This is a genomic window from Consotaella salsifontis, assembly GCF_900167365.1.
GTDB classification, from domain to species: Bacteria; Pseudomonadota; Alphaproteobacteria; order Rhizobiales; family Rhizobiaceae; genus Consotaella; species Consotaella salsifontis.
Genome location: NZ_FUXL01000001.1, coordinates 386,243 through 402,503, shown reverse-complemented (window position 1 = coordinate 402,503; position 16,261 = coordinate 386,243). Strand labels below are relative to the sequence as shown.

General features: G+C 62.3%; 15 protein-coding genes. 5 read left to right on the top strand and 10 right to left on the bottom strand.

Features of this window, described 5'->3' with window-relative positions:
• Nucleotides 1-13 precede the first annotated feature (13 nt).
• Complete coding sequence (locus B5D38_RS01835) at nucleotides 14-595, bottom strand: NADPH-dependent FMN reductase (RefSeq protein WP_078706656.1); 582 nt, start codon at nucleotides 593-595, stop codon at nucleotides 14-16.
• A 91-nt stretch (nucleotides 596-686) separates the two neighbouring features.
• Here B5D38_RS01835 and B5D38_RS01830 point away from each other — a divergent pair, with 91 nt between their 5' ends.
• Nucleotides 687-1,088 carry a winged helix-turn-helix transcriptional regulator gene (locus tag B5D38_RS01830; protein ID WP_078706655.1) on the top strand — a complete coding sequence of 134 codons (402 nt, stop codon included), beginning with the start codon at nucleotides 687-689 and terminating at the stop codon, nucleotides 1,086-1,088.
• Nucleotides 1,089-1,243: 155 nt separating this feature from the next.
• Here the strand turns inward: B5D38_RS01830 and B5D38_RS01825 are convergent, their stop codons facing one another.
• The 6 genes from B5D38_RS01825 to coaD all read right to left on the bottom strand — a co-directional run bounded on the left by B5D38_RS01825 (nucleotide 1,244) and on the right by coaD (nucleotide 5,748).
• Nucleotides 1,244-1,447: a hypothetical protein gene (locus B5D38_RS01825; RefSeq protein WP_078706654.1), complete on the bottom strand. Its 204-nt coding sequence runs from the start codon at nucleotides 1,445-1,447 to the stop codon at nucleotides 1,244-1,246.
• A gap of 347 nt (nucleotides 1,448-1,794) precedes the next feature.
• On the bottom strand, nucleotides 1,795-2,916 hold the full coding sequence (gene tgt, locus B5D38_RS01820; RefSeq protein ID WP_078706653.1) for a tRNA guanosine(34) transglycosylase Tgt: 1,122 nt from the start codon (nucleotides 2,914-2,916) through the stop codon (nucleotides 1,795-1,797).
• A gap of 4 nt (nucleotides 2,917-2,920) precedes the next feature.
• Entirely contained in the window at nucleotides 2,921-3,976 is a 1,056-nt protein-coding gene (queA, locus tag B5D38_RS01815; RefSeq protein ID WP_078706652.1) for a tRNA preQ1(34) S-adenosylmethionine ribosyltransferase-isomerase QueA, read from the bottom strand.
• Between the two features lie 10 nt (nucleotides 3,977-3,986).
• Nucleotides 3,987-4,493, bottom strand: a complete 507-nt coding sequence (locus tag B5D38_RS01810) for a peptidylprolyl isomerase (RefSeq protein ID WP_078706651.1) — start codon at nucleotides 4,491-4,493, stop codon at nucleotides 3,987-3,989.
• Nucleotides 4,494-4,610: 117 nt separating this feature from the next.
• Nucleotides 4,611-5,195 (bottom strand): peptidylprolyl isomerase, encoded by a 585-nt coding sequence (locus B5D38_RS01805; RefSeq protein WP_078706650.1) that lies wholly within the window; start codon nucleotides 5,193-5,195, stop codon nucleotides 4,611-4,613.
• 34 nt (nucleotides 5,196-5,229) lie between these two features.
• Complete coding sequence (gene coaD, locus B5D38_RS01800; protein ID WP_078706649.1) at nucleotides 5,230-5,748, bottom strand: pantetheine-phosphate adenylyltransferase; 519 nt, start codon at nucleotides 5,746-5,748, stop codon at nucleotides 5,230-5,232.
• Between the two features lie 162 nt (nucleotides 5,749-5,910).
• Between coaD and B5D38_RS22670 the strand changes: the two genes are divergently transcribed.
• Nucleotides 5,911-6,039, top strand: a complete 129-nt coding sequence (locus B5D38_RS22670) for a hypothetical protein (RefSeq protein ID WP_280949358.1) — start codon at nucleotides 5,911-5,913, stop codon at nucleotides 6,037-6,039.
• A gap of 140 nt (nucleotides 6,040-6,179) precedes the next feature.
• On the opposite strand, the gene gyrA is transcribed toward B5D38_RS22670, so the two are convergent.
• Nucleotides 6,180-8,876 (bottom strand): DNA gyrase subunit A, encoded by a 2,697-nt coding sequence (gyrA, locus tag B5D38_RS01795; RefSeq protein ID WP_116002552.1) that lies wholly within the window; start codon nucleotides 8,874-8,876, stop codon nucleotides 6,180-6,182.
• 399 nt (nucleotides 8,877-9,275) lie between these two features.
• Between gyrA and B5D38_RS01790 the strand changes: the two genes are divergently transcribed.
• Nucleotides 9,276-9,941, top strand: coding sequence for a MarC family protein (locus B5D38_RS01790; RefSeq protein ID WP_078706647.1), 666 nt, complete (start codon nucleotides 9,276-9,278; stop codon nucleotides 9,939-9,941).
• A 140-nt stretch (nucleotides 9,942-10,081) separates the two neighbouring features.
• On the opposite strand, the gene ssb is transcribed toward B5D38_RS01790, so the two are convergent.
• On the bottom strand, nucleotides 10,082-10,594 hold the full coding sequence (gene ssb, locus B5D38_RS01785; RefSeq protein WP_078706646.1) for a single-stranded DNA-binding protein: 513 nt from the start codon (nucleotides 10,592-10,594) through the stop codon (nucleotides 10,082-10,084).
• A gap of 301 nt (nucleotides 10,595-10,895) precedes the next feature.
• On the opposite strand from ssb, the gene uvrA reads away from it, so the two are divergent.
• Entirely contained in the window at nucleotides 10,896-13,778 is a 2,883-nt protein-coding gene (gene uvrA, locus B5D38_RS01780; protein WP_078706645.1) for an excinuclease ABC subunit UvrA, read from the top strand.
• Nucleotides 13,775-14,578 carry a DUF72 domain-containing protein gene (locus B5D38_RS01775; protein WP_078706644.1) on the top strand — a complete coding sequence of 268 codons (804 nt, stop codon included), beginning with the start codon at nucleotides 13,775-13,777 and terminating at the stop codon, nucleotides 14,576-14,578. The genes uvrA and B5D38_RS01775 overlap by 4 nt, the downstream gene beginning before the upstream one ends.
• A gap of 72 nt (nucleotides 14,579-14,650) precedes the next feature.
• Here B5D38_RS01775 and B5D38_RS01770 read toward each other — a convergent pair whose 3' ends face one another.
• Entirely contained in the window at nucleotides 14,651-16,168 is a 1,518-nt protein-coding gene (locus B5D38_RS01770; RefSeq protein WP_078706643.1) for an NAD(P)H-hydrate dehydratase, read from the bottom strand.
• Between the last annotated feature and the right edge of the window lie 93 nt (nucleotides 16,169-16,261).

Here is a 16,261-nt window from a genome sequence, read left to right as displayed (position 1 = left end):
TTCGCAACGTTCGTCAGGCGGCGTCGGCCTGCGCCGCGACGCGCGGCTCCGACGTCCTGTCGATCCACTTGGCGAAACGATCGACCCAGGTGCCGAGGAAGGCCTTGGTGCTTTCGTCCGTGATATTGCCTTCGGCGTCGAAGAGCTCGGGCTTGTAGGCAAAATAGATCTCGGGCTGGCCCATCAGGACCATGTCGCACACGGTCACGAGACCCTTGAGCGCGTTCTGCGCCGCGGAGGCTCCCAGAGCGCCCGGCGACGTGCCGATGATGGCGGCAGGCTTGGTCGCCCAGGAGTTCTTGCCGTAGGGCCGCGTGCCCCAGTCGATCGCGTTCTTGATCGCCGGCGTGAAGGAGCGGTTGTATTCGGGGGTGACGAAGAGAACGGCATCAGCCGCTTCGATCTCCCGCTTGAGCCGCTGCACCGATTCCGGCGGCTCAGGCTGCCAGAGGTCGTCGTTGTAAAGCGGAAGGTCGCCGATCTCGACGAACTGGAAGCGCAGCCGGTCGGCGGCGAGCTTCCCGATGCTTTCGGCGAAACGGCGGTTGATGGACTCCCGACGGAGAGAGCCATTGATCACTGCGACAGTCTTCATGAGTTCCTCTGTTTACAACGGAAACTGACTTTACAATAGTGACCGTGTGGCGGTGCGCAAGAAGGCACCTTTTCGTTACAGAGGACCGACGATGGAACAGAGGGACCGCCCGATGGGCCATTGCACGAGAGCCAATGAAGTCATCTCACTCGTCGGCGACAAGTGGACCGTCCATATCGTCATGCTTCTAACGCAGGGCAAGCGGCGTTTCACCGAGATCGAGCGCGCCGTGGACGGCATCTCCCGAAAGATGCTGACGGTCACGCTTCGCGCCCTCGAGCGGGACGGTTTCGTTGAACGGACTGTCTACCCGACAGTGCCCCTGCGCGTGGAATATTGCCTCACCGATCTCGGCTTCGAGATGGCCGAACCGCTTCGGGCACTGGGAAACTGGGCCATCGCCAATCAGGAACGGGTGTTCGACGCAAGACGCCGATTCGACGGTCAGGCGGGCGAAACCATGGCGATCAATGCGCATAAAGAACGCCGCTGATGGGATAGTGCGACGGGCCTGGAAAATCCGCGTGCGCCAGATGCCGAGGTGCTCTCGTCTACGCGTGATGTGGACTGATCCCCGCTGCTCCAGTCCTCGCGCCGCAGGATTGCCTGCGACGCGTCATGGCACATCGTGCCCACCTAGCAGGCGGCTCACTTGACCGAGCGGATGTAGGCAGGAAGCCGAACCGGAACGTTCACGCACCCGTGGAAGACGCGCAGGTCGCGCAGTGCGTCGCGCTCCGACCATTCATACTCGATCCCGAGGCCGTGGATGATGCTGATGGCGTGGCGATTGTCACCGCAGGCTTCGGCGGCGCACTGATCGACGGCAACAGTCGAAATCATCTGGGTCATCGTTGGGTCCTTTCCCTTCTGGAAATCTGATAGGGACATCCTGTCGCAGACCCATTTCTATCAAATGAAATTATCCCCAAACTGTCGATATGTACCGTTCAATTACTGTAAGGAAACGTAAATCAGCCCTGCACAAGCCGCGACGACTCCGCCTATAGACACAAGGAAATCAGCCAGAAAACCTTGCGCTTCCGCACTTTCTGCGACGGATAACGAACCTTATAGTTCGAAAAGCTTCCAAAGATAGACACTCGATCGTAGTCAATCTCTCGTCAGCAAATTTTCTCAAATTTTCTGATTGTCGCTGAGGCAGGTCTTCCGCGCACCTTCTGGAGCTAAGAGGGACGTCAGGCCTCTCCGCGCGCCCAACCTTCCTTCACGCTCGCGACATAGTCGTCGTACCGACCAGCCTCGATAGCGTCGCGAATGCCTTGCATGAGGAACTGATAGTAGGAGAGGTTCACCCAGGTCAGCAGCATCGCGCCGAGGATCTCGTTCGCCTTTACCAAATGATGGAGATAGGCGCGTGAGTAGTCGCGAGCTGCCGAACAATCAGACTGTTCGTCGAGCGGGCGACTGTCTTCGGCATGGCGAGCGTTCTTGAGGTTCAACTTGCCGAAGCGAGTATAGGCCAAGCCATGGCGGCCGGCGCGCGTGGGCATGACGCAATCGAACATGTCTATACCGCGTCGGACGGATTCCAGGAGATCGTCGGGCGTGCCGACGCCCATCAGGTAGCGCGGCTTGGCATGCGGCATCGCCGGCAGCGTGACGTCGAGCATCTCCAGCATGACGGATTGCGGCTCACCCACGGCGAGCCCGCCGACGGCATAACCCTTCAGGTTCATGGCCGAGAGCCGCTCCGCCGAGCGAATGCGAAGGTCCGGCTGATCACCGCCCTGAACGATGCCGAACATCGCCTTGCCAGGCTGTTCGCCGAAAGCGGCGGCGGAGCGCTCGGCCCAGCGCAGCGAGAGCTCCATTGCCCGCTCAATCTCTTCGCGCTCAGCCGGCAGGCGAATGCACTCGTCGAGCTGCATCTGAATGTCGCTGTCCAGCAGCCCCTGGATCTCGATCGAGCGCTCGGGCGACAACTCGTGGACTTGGCCGTCGACATGGGAGCGGAAGGTGACGCCGCTCTCCTTCAGCTTGCGCAGGGCCGCCAGCGACATGATCTGGAACCCGCCCGAATCGGTCAGGATCGGATGCGGCCAACGCGCGAACTCGTGCAGTCCGCCCAATCTCGCCACCCGCTCGGCTCCGGGCCGCAGCATGAGGTGATAGGTGTTGCCGAGGATGATGTCAGCGCCAAGCTCTCTCACCTGGTCAGGATACATCGCCTTGACGGTGCCTGCCGTACCCACCGGCATGAAGGCCGGCGTACGGATTGTTCCGCGCGGCATCGAGATTTCGCCACGGCGAGCGCGACCGTCCTCGGCGAGGAGGCGGAACTGAAAGGTCTCAGTCATTGTATCAGACCCGTTCGAGCAGGCAGGCATCGCCGTAGGAATAGAAGCGATAGCCGCCGGCGATGGCATGGGCATAGGCGGCCCGCATGGTCTCGAGGCCGCTGAAGGCTGAAACCAGCATGAACAGCGTCGAGCGCGGCAGGTGAAAATTGGTCATCAGAAGGTCGGCAGTGCGGAATCGATAGCCCGGCGTAATGAAAATGCTTGTCGATCCTGTGAAGGCCTCGATCGTTCCGTCTTCCCGCGCCGCGCTTTCCAAGAGGCGCAGCGAGGTGGTCCCCACCGCGACGATACGCCCGCCCTCGACTCTGGCGCGATTGAGGCGCTCGGCTGTCGCCGCGTCGAGGTGGCCAATTTCCGCATGCATCTTGTGGCCCGCCGTCTCGTCGGCCTTCACCGGCAGGAAGGTGCCGGCGCCGACATGCAACGTCAGGAACTCGTGACGGATGCCGCGCGCATCGAGGCGCGCCAAGAGGTCAGGCGTAAAATGGAGCCCGGCGGTCGGAGCCGCCACCGCGCCGTTCTCTCGCGCATAGATCGTCTGGTAGTCCGCGCGGTCCTGCTCGTCGATGTCGCGACGGGCCGCAATATAGGGCGGCAAAGGGATAAGGCCGACGGCGGCCAGCGCCGCATCGAGATCCGCGCCGCTGCGGTCGAAGGCGAGAAGCGCCTCGCCGCCCTCGCCTTTCTCCTCGATCCGCGCCATCAGCACCTCGCCGCCGCCTTCGAAGATCAACGTCTCGCCGCTGGCAACCCGCTTGGCGGGCTTCAAGAAAGCGCGCCAACACTCTGGCGACTCACGCAGATGGAGCGTCGCCTCGACGCGAGCAGCGTTTTCTCCGCGCCGGCGCACACCGAAGAGACGCGCCGGAATGACTCGCGTGTCGTTGAACACCAGCACATCGCCGGACCGCAACAGATCCGGCAAATCGCCCACATGGGCATCGGCCAGCGCGCCGCCTCTTGAGACGGCGAGAAGTCGTGCCGCCTCGCGCGGCACGACCGGCCTCAGCGCGATGCGATCCTCTGGCAACTCGAAATCAAAGAGATCGACGCGCATTGCTTCGCTATCAAAGGTCGGCGGCGACCCGCATGGAAACGATCGAGTCGGGATCGCTCACCGGCTCACCGCGCTTGATCTGATCGACGTTCTCCATGCCCTCGATCACTTCGCCCCATACCGTGTACTGGCGATTGAGGAAGCTCGCGTCGTCGAAGCAGATGAAGAACTGCGAGTTGGCGGAATCCGGGCTCTGGGCGCGCGCCATGGAGCAGACGCCCCGGCCATGGTTGGCGGTGTTGAACTCTGCCTTGAGGTTCGGCTTGTCGGAGCCGCCCATGCCGGCACGACGCGGATCGAAGCTCGATCCGTCCTTCTTGCCGAACTTCACGTCACCGGTCTGGGCCATGAAGCCGTCGATGACGCGGTGGAAAACCACGTTGTCATAGGCGCCCTCGCGCGCCAGTTCCTTGATGCGAGCGACGTGGTTCGGCGCCAGATCGGGACGCAGCTTGATCACGACCTTCCCCTTGGTCGTCTCGAGGACGAGGGTGTCTTCCGGATTTTCATAGGTCACGACGTATTCCTCTCGTGATCGTAGAACGGAGCGGCCCGGAAGATACCGGACCGCGGCATGGCAGGCACATGGACCATCAAGGGCGAGGAGACAAGTCTTCTCGCCGGCGCGGCAGCCCTACTTCTTATCGGCGGCGATGTGGGCTTCCACGATCTTGTCGGGCTTGTCGACGCTTCCGTTGCGGCTCGGATCGCCCTTCTTGATGGCGTCCACCACTTCCATGCCCTTCTCGACCTCGCCGAGCACAGTGTACTGGCCGTTCAGGAAATCGCCGTCAGCGAGCATGATGAAAAACTGAGAGTTCGCCGAATCCGGATCGCTCGAGCGCGCCATGCCAACCACGCCGCGCTTGAACGGCGCGTCAGAGAACTCAGCCTTGAGGTCCGGCTTGTCGGAGCCGCCCATGCCGGCCTTGCGAACATCGAACCCGGCGCTTCCCTCCTTGCCGTATTCGACGTCCCCCGTCTGGGCCATGAAGCCGTCGATGACGCGGTGGAAGACGACGCCGTCATAGGCGCCCTCCCGCGCGAGCTCTTTGATACGCTTGACGTGGTTTGGCGCAAGATCGGGCCGCAGCGCAACGTCAATCTCGCCATGCGAGGTCGTGATCACCAGCGTGTTCTGCGGATCAGCGGCGAGCGCCGGAAGCGAGAAAAGCGTGAGCGCCAGCGCGGCGCCGGCGATGCGGGTGGAAATTCCCATGTGTTTGAACGTCCCCGTTAATGGATTCTTCGCCCTAGCGTGAGTTTTCAGCTCGAGCGCCCGAGAATTTTTCTCCAAGAGCCCGCGCAACAAGCGGCGGCACAAAAGGGCCGACGTCGCCGCCCATGGCCGCGATCTGACGCACAAGAGTGGCAGTAATTGGCCGAACCATCGGGCTGGCGGGCAGCATTACGGTGACAAGGTCCGGCATCATGACGCCGTTCATGCCGGCCATCTGTATTTCGTAGTCGAAATCGGTCCCATCGCGCAAGCCGCGGATCAGCGCTGCCGCGCCAGCCTGGCGCGCGGCTTCGACGGTCAATCCGTCGAAGGCCACGACCGTCACCCGAACGCTGCCTCCACCGAGGACATCAGCCAGGACACCGCGCACCATATCCGCGCGTTCCTCAAAAGAAAACAACGGCTTCTTTCCAGGATGCACGCCTATGCCGCAGACGATTTCATCGAAGAGGCGCGCAGCCTGCCGCACGACGTCGACATGGCCGAGCGTGATGGGATCGAATGAACCCGGGTAGAATCCGATGCGCGCCATTCTTCCCCTCTCCTGCTCTCAGACCTGCTTCCCAACTCGGGGTCTTGATCGATCATGGTGAACCGAAGATGAACCACCCGATAGCGGGTCGTTCATCTCTTTCGATCTAGGGTGGAACCAGATCGGCGTCAGTACGTTCATCCACCAGCAAGGAGACCGACAATGTTTGTTTTTGCTCTTTCCCTGACGATGGCTGCAGCGCTGGTGTCCGCGACGGCGATCACTTTGCATAGCGACCTTCAGCGGGCTAAGGTCAAAGCAACCATTCGCAAACATCAATTGATGCGCTGAGGGAAACTTGTCGAACTCATGAGCGCAAGCCAAGCGCGCTCTAGCCAATCGCCATAGGTTTCAAGAATCCGTCAGTCTTTGCCGCAGCCCACGAGCGCCCCTCTTTTAGCGAGGCGCTCGTTTTTATTGGCCTTTCGAAATCAGGCCTCAGGGGTCGAAGGATCGGCGTCATCGCCGTCGGCAATTTCCCCAACGTCATGGCCTTCCTCTCCAGCCTGGAAAGGAATGCGCTCGACCGAAACGACCTTTTCGCTCTCGCCGGTGCTGAAGATTGTGACGCCCTTCGTCGCTCGCCCAGCAATACGGATGCCTTCCACCGGCACGCGAATGAGCTGACCTCGATCGCTGACAAGCAGGATCTGATCTCCATCCTCGACAGGGAAGCCGGCAACCAGCGCGCCGATCTCGTTCATCTTCGAGACGTCGGTGGCTCGAATGCCCTTGCCGCCGCGCCCGCTGGTGCGGAAATCGTAGGACGAAGAGCGCTTGCCATAGCCAAATTCGCTCACCGTCAGCACGAACTCTTCGTTTGCTGACAGGAAGCCATAGCGCTCCTGGCTGATGGCGACGTCCTCGACGCCCTCCTCCTCCAGCACCGTATCGGCGGCACTTTCGCCTTCCACCGCGCGACGCATCTTGAGGTAGGAAGCGCGCTCGGCGGGCGTCGCATCAACATGGCGCAAGATCGCCATGGAGATGACCCGGTCGCCATTGGTCAACGAGATTCCGCGTACGCCGACTGAGTTGCGGCCCGCGAAGACGCGAACGTCGGTCACGGGGAAGCGGATGCACTGACCATTCGAGGCGGTCAGGAGAACATCATCGGTCTCCGAACAGGTGGCGACGGCGAGGATCTCGTCGTCGGCCTCGTCCAGTTTCATCGCGATCTTGCCGTTGCGATTGACCTGGAGGAAGTCAGACAGCTTATTACGCCGCACCGTCCCTCTTGTGGTCGCAAACATCACGTTGAGTTCCTCGGCTGCCTCCGGCTCGTTCGGCAGGGGCAGGATCGAGGTGATGCGCTCGTCCTTCTGAAGCGGAAGGAGATTGACCAAGGCCTTGCCGCGCGACTGCGGAGTGGCCAGCGGCAGGCGCCAGACCTTTTCCTTATAGACGATACCGCGCGAGGAGAAGAAGAGCACTGGGGTGTGGGTGTTGGCCACGAAGAGACGGGTGACCGAATCCTCCTCGTTCTTCAGGCTCATCCCCGACCGGCCCTTGCCGCCGCGACGCTGCGCCCGATAGGTGGCGAGCGGCACGCGCTTGATGTAGCCGCCGTGGCTGACGGTCACGACCATGTCCTCGCGCGGGATCAGATCCTCGTCCTCGAGGTCGGCCGCGCCCTCGGACAGCTCCGTGCGGCGCGGCGTGGCGAAGGTCTCGCGGACCTCCGTCAGCTCGTCCTTGATGATCTGGCGCACCCGAACGCGCGACGAGAGAATCTCGAGATAATCGCGGATTTCCGCGCCGATCACGTTCAGCTCGTCGCCGATCTCGTCCCGACCCAATGCAGTGAGCCGCTGCAGGCGAAGGTCGAGAATGGCGCGCGCCTGCTCTTCCGACAGCCGGTAGGTTCCGGCCTCCGAAATCTTGTGGCGCGGATCGTCGATCAGGCGGATGAGCGGCGCGACGTCCCTCGCCTCCCATTCGCGCTCCATCAACTGCTCGCGTGCTGTCGCCGGGTCGGGCGCCTGCCTGATAAGCCGGATGATCTCGTCGATATTGGCAACAGCGATGGCCAGTCCGACGAGGACATGGGCGCGCTCGCGAGCCTTCCTCAGAAGGAAGCGCGTGCGCCGGTTGACCACCTCCTCGCGGAAAGCGATGAACGCCGACAGCATGTCGACCAGCGTCATCTGTTCCGGCTTGCCGCCGTTGAGTGCCACCATATTGGCGCCGAACGAGGTCTGGAGCGGAGTGAACCGGTAGAGCTGGTTCAGGACGACGTCGGAACTCGCGTCACGCTTGAGCTCAACGACGACGCGGTAGCCCTCGCGGTCGCTCTCGTCACGGATGTCGGAGATGCCCTCGATGCGCTTGTCGCGCACGAGCTCGGCCATCTTCTCGATCATCGTCGCCTTGTTCACCTGGAAGGGAATCTCGGTGACGACGATCGCCTCACGCTCGCCCCGCATCGTCTCGATGTGAACCTTGCCGCGCATCAGGATCGAGCCGCGTCCGGTCTCATAGGCTGAGCGGATTCCGGCGCGCCCGAGGACGATCGCTCCGGTCGGGAAATCCGGTCCCGGAATGTGCTCCATCAGCTCGTCGAGCGAGATCGCCGGATCGTCGATCATGGCGATGCAGCCATCGATCACCTCGCCGAGATTGTGCGGCGGAATGTTCGTAGCCATGCCGACGGCGATACCGCCCGAGCCGTTGACAAGAAGGTTCGGAAAGCGCGACGGCAGCACCGTCGGCTCCATCTCACGCCCGTCATAGTTCTCCTGGAAGTCGACGGTCTCCTTGTCGATATCCGAGAGCATCGGCTCAGACACCCGCTGAAGCCGGCATTCGGTATATCGCATCGCCGCCGGCGGATCGCCATCGATCGAGCCGAAGTTGCCCTGGCCATTGATGAGCGGGGCGCGCATGGACCAGTCCTGCGCCATGCGCACCAAGGCGTCATAGATCGAGGCATCGCCGTGAGGATGGTATTTACCCATGACCTCACCGACCACGCCCGCCGACTTTCGGAACGATCGGTTGAACGCGAGTCCCATGCCGTGCATCGCGTAAAGAACGCGGCGATGCACCGGCTTCAAGCCGTCACGCACGTCCGGAAGCGCGCGACTGACGATCACGCTCATGGCGTAATCGAGGTAGGAGCGCTGCATTTCCTCGATGATCGAGACGGATTCAATGTCCGAGGGCCGCTCCGGCGGTCCTTTGGAATTCTGTTCTTCTGCCAAGGCTAGACCTGGGTGAATCGATTTCAGTTCGCCGTATATAGCGCGTTAGCGCAACGAATGCCAAATCGGAGGCCGGCCTAAAAGAGGGATTTCTTCCTTTGTTCACAAGGCTTTATCGTGCGGCGCGAAATTTCTTCGCGAAAAGATGGCGATAATTTTCACGGAGTGCTTTCTTATGGGCAGGCGAACGTGGAGGAAGCCTCTCCCAAGACTTGAAGCCTCGCCCTGGCTATGACACTGCTGTCCGGGGCCGCCACATGGCGTCGCGGCTTTCCTTCTGATCCCGCTCCTGTTTGCCCACAGGCGAAACCTGCCTCAAAGGCCATGACAAACCTTCTGATCAACGGCTTCGTGACGCTCTTCGTCATTATCGATCCGCTCGGCCTCGTGCCAGTGTTTCTCGCCTTGACGCCGGGCGCCCGCGCTGCCCACCGTCGCGGGATCGCGTTGCGGGCCTCGCTGATCGCCGGCGTCATCCTGTCTCTCTTCGGGCTCGCCGGATTGTCAGTACTTCAGGCGCTGGGCATAACGCTTGGTGCCTTCCGTGTGGCCGGCGGCATCTTCCTTTTCTGGATCGCGTTCGAACTGGTCTTCGAAAAGCGCGGCGAGCGCAAACAGAAAAATGCCGAGGAGGCCACGGCCGAGGAAGAAGAAGGGCACGACATCGCCGCCTTTCCGCTCGCGATCCCGCTGATGGCGGGACCTGGAGCGATCACGGCCGTCATCCTCCTGTCGGGTTCCTTGCCGACGCTTGCCGGACAGGTCGGGCTGATCCTGGTCATCGCGGCGGCGCTTGGGCTTTCCTTCGCCATTCTGACGCTTGGACACGCCATCGACAGGTTTCTCGGGCCGACGAGCCGCATGGTCGTCTCACGCCTGTTGGGCGTGGTGCTGGCAGCTCTCGCCGTGCAGTTCGTGGCTGACGGTGCCCGCGAGTTGTTCACGCCAGCACAATCCCGAGCGGCTCTCTCCGACACTTCGCCTTTTTGATCTGAGTAGAAAGCAATCGCCGCGCTCGGCAAGGCCGTAGATGACCTATACCGAGCTGCGCTGATCCGCCCGCCTTATTTGCCGGCCGTGTCATAAGGCTGGTGAACCAGCCTTACATTCTGCTCTGGCATGGAATGCTGTCAGAACGGGATTTCGTCGTCGAGATCGTGCGACGCGCCACCGCCGCCGCCGCCGCCATAGCCGCGATCATCCGGACGGTCATATCCGCCGCCGCCAGAACCACTGCCACTGCCACGGGAGTAGCCTCCACCACTTCCGCCACCGCTGGAGCCACCCTCACCCCGGCCGTCGAGCATCTGTAGCTCGCCACGGAATCGCTGAAGAACCACCTCCGTCGTGTAGCGCTTCTGGCCGGACTGATCGTCCCAGGAGCGCGTCTGGAGCTGGCCCTCGACATAGACCTTTGCGCCCTTTTTCAGAAACTGCTCTGCAACCTTGGCCAGGTTCTCATTGAAGATCACGACATTGTGCCATTCGGTACGCTCCCGCCGCTCGCCGGACTGGCGATCGCGCCAAGTCTCGGAAGTGGCGATGCGCATGTTGACCACCATGTCGCCGGAGTTCAGCCGGCGGATCTCCGGGTCGGCCCCCAGATTTCCCACCAGGATCACCTTGTTGACGCTGCCAGCCATTCCGTTCACTCCACTTCGAATTTCATTGCGGCTCGGCGAGCCAAGTTTGCGCGCACCATAATGCAATCATCAAGCGCTGATAACGGCTTGAAACTCGATGGTGGCGCTTTCGCGAGATTTCCACAACCAGCGAGGAAGACGTTGCCATAGCGAAATGTTCGCATTATGTTCCAGTCCATGCAAGATCGGAGTCGCTCCATTTCGCTTCGCGGCCTCGCATTCTGCTCTCCGATCTTTATCTAGACGACGGGTCGGCCGACACGAGCCGGCGCAATCATCGACATCAAAACGCTGACGGGTCATGGCGGATCTGAAGAGCATCTCCATTCGCGGCGCGCGCGAGCACAATCTCAAGAACGTTGATCTCGATCTGCCGCGCGACAAGCTGATCGTCATGACCGGCCTTTCCGGCTCGGGCAAGTCGTCGCTCGCCTTCGACACCATCTATGCCGAGGGACAGCGCCGCTATGTCGAGAGCCTCTCGGCCTACGCCCGCCAGTTTCTGGAGATGATGCAGAAGCCGGATGTCGATCAGATCGACGGGCTATCGCCGGCCATCTCCATCGAGCAGAAAACGACGTCGAAGAACCCTCGATCGACGGTTGGCACCGTGACCGAGATCTATGACTATCTGCGCCTGCTTTATGCGCGCGTCGGCATCCCTTATTCGCCGGCGACCGGCCTGCCGATCGAGAGTCAGACCGTCAGCCAGATGGTCGACCGGGTCCTCACCCTGCCTGAGGGAACGCGGCTTTATCTGCTGGCGCCGATCGTGCGCGGCCGCAAGGGAGAGTACAAGAGGGAGCTGGCAGAGCTTCAGAAGCGCGGCTTTCAGCGCGTCCGGATCGACGGTGAGTTTCACGACATCGCCGACGCTCCCTCGCTCGACAAGAAGTTCAAGCACGACATCGAGGTGGTGGTGGACCGGCTGGTGGTGCGCTCCGATCTCGGGACGCGCCTCGCCGACTCCCTCGAGACAGCCTTGGGTCTGGCCGAGGGCCTCGCCATCGCCGAACTGGCTGACGGGAAGGATGACAATGGCAAGCCGATCCAGCTCGTCTTCTCGGAGAAGTTCGCCTGCCCCGTGTCGGGCTTCACCATCCCCGAAATTGAGCCACGGCTTTTCTCGTTCAACAATCCCTTCGGCGCCTGCCCGACCTGCGACGGTCTGGGTTCGCGCCAGGCGGTCGACGCCGCCCGCATCGTGCCTGACGAGAACATGACCCTGAAGGCCGGAGCCATTGCGCCATGGGCGAAGTCGACTTCACCGTACTATGGCCAGACGCTCGATGCCCTCGGCAAGCGCTACGGATTCAAGCAGACCGACCGCTGGGCCGATCTGCCGGGCGAAGCGAAGAACGCGATCCTCAACGGCACGGGCCGCGAGAAGATTGAGTTCAAATACAATGACGGACTTCGTTCCTACTCCACGACGAAGACATTCGAGGGCGTCGTTCCCAATCTCGCCCGCCGCTGGAAGGAGACGGATTCAGCGTGGGTGCGCGAGGAAATCGAGCGCTTCATGTCGGAAACGCCCTGCCCGGCATGCGGCGGCGCTCGGCTGAAACCGGAGGCGCTCGCGGTCAAGATTGCCGGGCGTCACATCGCCGAGGTGACGGAACTTTCGATTCGCACCGCCAACGACTGGTTTGCCGCACTGCCCGAAAAGCTCACCGCCAAGCAGAACGAGATCGCGGTGCGCATCCTCAAGGAAATCCGCGAGCGTCTGCGCTTCCTGAACGATGTCGGGCTCGACTATCTCACGCTTTCGCGTTCGTCCGGTACCCTGTCGGGCGGCGAGAGCCAGCGCATCCGCCTCGCCTCTCAGATCGGCTCTGGCCTCACCGGCGTTCTTTATGTTCTCGACGAGCCGTCCATCGGCCTGCACCAGAGGGACAATGCGCGGCTCCTCGAGACGCTGAAACATCTGCGCGACATCGGCAACACGGTCATCGTGGTGGAACACGACGAAGACGCCATCCGCACCGCCGACTATGTCGTCGACATCGGCCCTGCCGCCGGCATCCATGGCGGTGAGGTCATTGCCGCCGGCACGCCTGCCGAGATCATGGCGCATCCGAAGTCGTTGACCGGGCGCTACCTTTCCGGCGCGCTCGGCATTGCGGTGCCGGAAGAGCGGCGCAAGCCGACCAAGGGCAAGTCGCTCAAGGTGGTAGGGGCGCGCGGCAACAATCTAAAGAACGTCTCGGCCGAGGTTCCGATTGGCCTGTTTACCTGCGTCACCGGGGTATCGGGCGGCGGCAAGTCGACCTTTCTCATCGAGACGCTGTTCAAGGCGGCCGCGCGGCGGATTTCCAACTCCCGCGACCTGCCTGCGGAGCACGACCGCATCGAGGGGCTGGAGCACCTCGACAAGGTCATCGATATCGACCAGTCGCCCATCGGGCGCACGCCGAGATCGAATCCCGCCACCTACACCGGCGCGTTCACGCCGATCCGGGATTGGTTTGCCGGCTTGCCCGAGGCCAAGGCACGCGGCTATCAACCCGGCCGCTTCTCCTTCAACGTCAAGGGCGGGCGCTGCGAGGCGTGTCAGGGCGATGGCGTCATCAAGATCGAGATGCACTTCCTACCCGATGTCTACGTCACCTGCGACGTCTGCCATGGCAAGCGCTACAATCGCGAAACCCTTGAGGTGACATTCAAGGAGAAGTCGATCGCCGACGTTCTCGACATGACGGTGGAGGAAGGCGTCGAGTTCTTTTCGGCCGTGCCGGCGGTGCGCGACAAGCTGGCGATGTTGAAGGAGGTCGGCCTCGGCTATGTGAAGGTCGGCCAACAGGCAACGACGCTTTCGGGCGGCGAAGCGCAGCGCGTCAAGTTGGCGAAAGAGCTGTCGCGGCGAGCTACGGGGCGCACACTTTATATCCTCGACGAGCCGACCACCGGCCTTCACTTCCATGACGTTGCCAAGCTGCTCGAGGTCCTTCAGGGGCTCGTGGACAAGGGCAATACCGTCGTGGTGATCGAGCACAATCTGGAGGTCATCAAAACCGCCGACTGGCTGATCGACATTGGTCCCGAGGGCGGAGACGGCGGCGGCGAGATCGTGGCGACCGGCACACCGGAACAGGTCGTCGAGGTCGAGCGCTCCTGGACCGGCAAGTTCCTGAAGGAACTGCTGGAACGGCATCCTCAGGCCAAAAGGGAGGCCGCGGAATGAGTGGTACCATACGATCCGGCATCGGTGGCTGGACGTTCGAGCCGTGGGAAGGCTCGTTCTACCCGAGCGATCTGCCCAAGAAGCGCCAGCTGGAATATGCCGCATCGAAGCTGATGACCATCGAGGTCAACGGCACCTACTACGCCACCCAGAAGCCCGCGACCTTCGCCAAATGGGCGTCCGAGGCGCCGAGCGGCTTCGTCTTCTCGCTCAAGGGCAACCGCTTCGTCACCAACCGCAAGGTACTCGGCGAGGCAGGCGAGTCCATGGCCCGTTTTCTCGGCTCGGGAATTTCGGAGCTTGGCGAGAAGCTCGGGCCACTCCTTTGGCAGTTCGCGCCGACGAAGAAGTTCGACGCGGAGGACTTCGAAGCCTTCTTGAAGCTCCTGCCGGAACGCCAGGACGGCCTGGCACTTCGTCATGCCGTCGAGGTGCGCCACGCGAGTTTTGCGGTGCCCGAATTCGTGGCGCTGGCTCGCAAATATGGCGTCGCCATCGTTTACGCCGATCACAACACCTATCCCGAGATTGCCGACGTCACCGCCGATTTCGTCTACGCCCGGCTCCAGAAGGGCGATGACGATACGCCGACCTGTTATGCGCCCAAGGCACTCGATAAATGGGCGGAACGCGCAAGGCGTTGGGCGGTGGGAGACCAGCCCGACGATCTACCGCTGGCCGATGCGGATCATGCCGCGCCCAAGGCGAAACGCGACGTCTTCGTCTACTTCATCCACGAGGGAAAGGTGCGCGCGCCGCAGGGCGCGATGGCGTTCATGGAGCGTCTCGCCAAGGAATGATGCGGCAGGAGCGCGTTGCGTTTTCGGAGTTCTGCCAAGCAGGTTGAGCAAGAACGACAGTCCCGGTGATCGTCATTCGCTCGATGGCTGTTCCACCAGCATGGAATGAACACGCGGAAGCGCCGTTGGCAGATCCTCGGCGATGAGCCCCGGACCGAGGATTTCCGCCGCCTTGCCATGCATCCAGGCGCCCGCCGCAGCGCATTCGAAGGCCTCGCCGCCATTGGCCAGCAAGCCGGCTATCATGCCGGTCAACACATCGCCACTGCCGGCGGTCGCGAGCCAAGGCGTTCCGGTGGTGTTGATCGCCGCTCGCCCGTCCGGCGCCGCGATCACCGTATCGGCTCCCTTCAGCAAGACCACCGCGCCGCTAAGGCTCGCAGCCGCCCTCGCCTTCTCCAGTTTCGACAGGGCGCTGTCGCCAGCGATCTCTGGGAAGAGCTTCTTGAATTCGCCGGCGTGCGGCGTCAGCACCAGTTCGCCGTTTGATGCCGATGCAGCTTGGAACAGCTCTGTCGGTTCGCCGGCAAAGGAAGTGATTCCGTCCGCATCCAGAACTAGACACCGTCCCGCCCCCAGGATGGCGAGGGCGAACGCTTTCGCCTTTTCGCCGACACCGAAGCCCGGCCCCAGCGCAAAGGCGTTCAGCCGTTCATCATCGAGGTGAGCAGCGAGATCGCGCTCGTCGTCGCAGCGCTTGAGCATGACGGCGGTCAGCGCGCCGGCATTGACCAGCATCGCCGAGGCAGGTGAGAAAAGCGTCACCAGGCCCGCTCCGGCCCGCAACGCTGCGATGGCGGAAAGTCTCGCCGCTCCGGTCCTCGATGCGCCTCCGGAGAAGACCACGGCGTGGCCGCGATCATATTTGTGCCCCGTGGCCGAAGGTGTCTTGGCTGCGCTCCTCCACCAGAGCGGATCGCTCTCGAACGCGCGCGCTCCGATCGATGAAAGCACCCCAACCGGTATTCCAATATCGGCGACCAGGAGCTTTCCGCAAAGCTCCTTGCCCGGTTGCAGCAGATGGCCGGGCTTTTTGCGAAAGAACGTCACTGTCAGGCTGGCTTCAACGGCAGCACCAAGAATTTCACCGCTGGTGCCGAAAACACCGGAAGGAAGATCGATGGCGACAGCCGGCGTGTCGGCAGAATTGAGCCGGGCGATGGCTTCCTTCGCGCCGCCGGTGATGGGGCGTCCGAGACCCGCGTCGAACAGCCCATCGATGACGACGTCGAAGGCGCGAGGATCGCACTCGTCCAGCGGTTTGACTGCGCCATGCCATCCTTGCGCAGCGATCGCCGCGTCACCCGACAAGCCTGAAGGGGCAGCAAGCGTAAACAGGACGACCTCAAGGCTCGGCTCTTCCGACAGGTACCGAGCGGCCACATAGGCGTCGCCGCCATTGTTTCCCGGGCCAGCCCAAACCGCGATCCGCCGCACGGCGGGAAAGGCCTTTCGCACCGCATCGGCCACGGCTCTTCCCGCGTTCTCCATCAGAACAATGCCGGGTATCCCGGCAGCAACGGCGGCTTGATCGGCGGAAGACATCTCCCTCGGAGTCAGCAGGGCGAAGCGGTTCGAAATTTCAGCCATCTCTGCCTATTTCATTGGCAGCCTGACGCGTGAATGCTCAGGTTGTTTCGCGGGATTTGGAAATTGCTGCCCATCGATGTGGCCCGGACCACC

Bases quoted from the DNA above. Each gene is read 5' to 3' on its own strand.
- B5D38_RS01830 (WP_078706655.1), top strand. From the start codon at position 687: ATGGAACAGAGGGACCGCCCGATGGGCCATTGCACGAGAGCCAATGAA.
- B5D38_RS01770 (WP_078706643.1), bottom strand. From the start codon at position 16,168: ATGGCTGAAATTTCGAACCGCTTCGCCCTGCTGACTCCGAGGGAGATG.
- coaD (WP_078706649.1), bottom strand. From the start codon at position 5,748: ATGGCGCGCATCGGATTCTACCCGGGTTCATTCGATCCCATCACGCTC.
- ssb (WP_078706646.1), bottom strand. From the start codon at position 10,594: ATGGCTGGCAGCGTCAACAAGGTGATCCTGGTGGGAAATCTGGGGGCC.
- tgt (WP_078706653.1), bottom strand. From the start codon at position 2,916: ATGACTGAGACCTTTCAGTTCCGCCTCCTCGCCGAGGACGGTCGCGCT.
- B5D38_RS01790 (WP_078706647.1), top strand. From the start codon at position 9,276: ATGACAAACCTTCTGATCAACGGCTTCGTGACGCTCTTCGTCATTATC.
- B5D38_RS01775 (WP_078706644.1), top strand. From the start codon at position 13,775: ATGAGTGGTACCATACGATCCGGCATCGGTGGCTGGACGTTCGAGCCG.
- B5D38_RS22670 (WP_280949358.1), top strand. From the start codon at position 5,911: ATGTTTGTTTTTGCTCTTTCCCTGACGATGGCTGCAGCGCTGGTGTCC.
- gyrA (WP_116002552.1), bottom strand. From the start codon at position 8,876: ATGCAGCGCTCCTACCTCGATTACGCCATGAGCGTGATCGTCAGTCGC.
- uvrA (WP_078706645.1), top strand. From the start codon at position 10,896: ATGGCGGATCTGAAGAGCATCTCCATTCGCGGCGCGCGCGAGCACAAT.
- B5D38_RS01835 (WP_078706656.1), bottom strand. From the start codon at position 595: ATGAAGACTGTCGCAGTGATCAATGGCTCTCTCCGTCGGGAGTCCATC.
- B5D38_RS01805 (WP_078706650.1), bottom strand. From the start codon at position 5,195: ATGGGAATTTCCACCCGCATCGCCGGCGCCGCGCTGGCGCTCACGCTT.
- B5D38_RS01825 (WP_078706654.1), bottom strand. From the start codon at position 1,447: ATGACCCAGATGATTTCGACTGTTGCCGTCGATCAGTGCGCCGCCGAA.
- queA (WP_078706652.1), bottom strand. From the start codon at position 3,976: ATGCGCGTCGATCTCTTTGATTTCGAGTTGCCAGAGGATCGCATCGCG.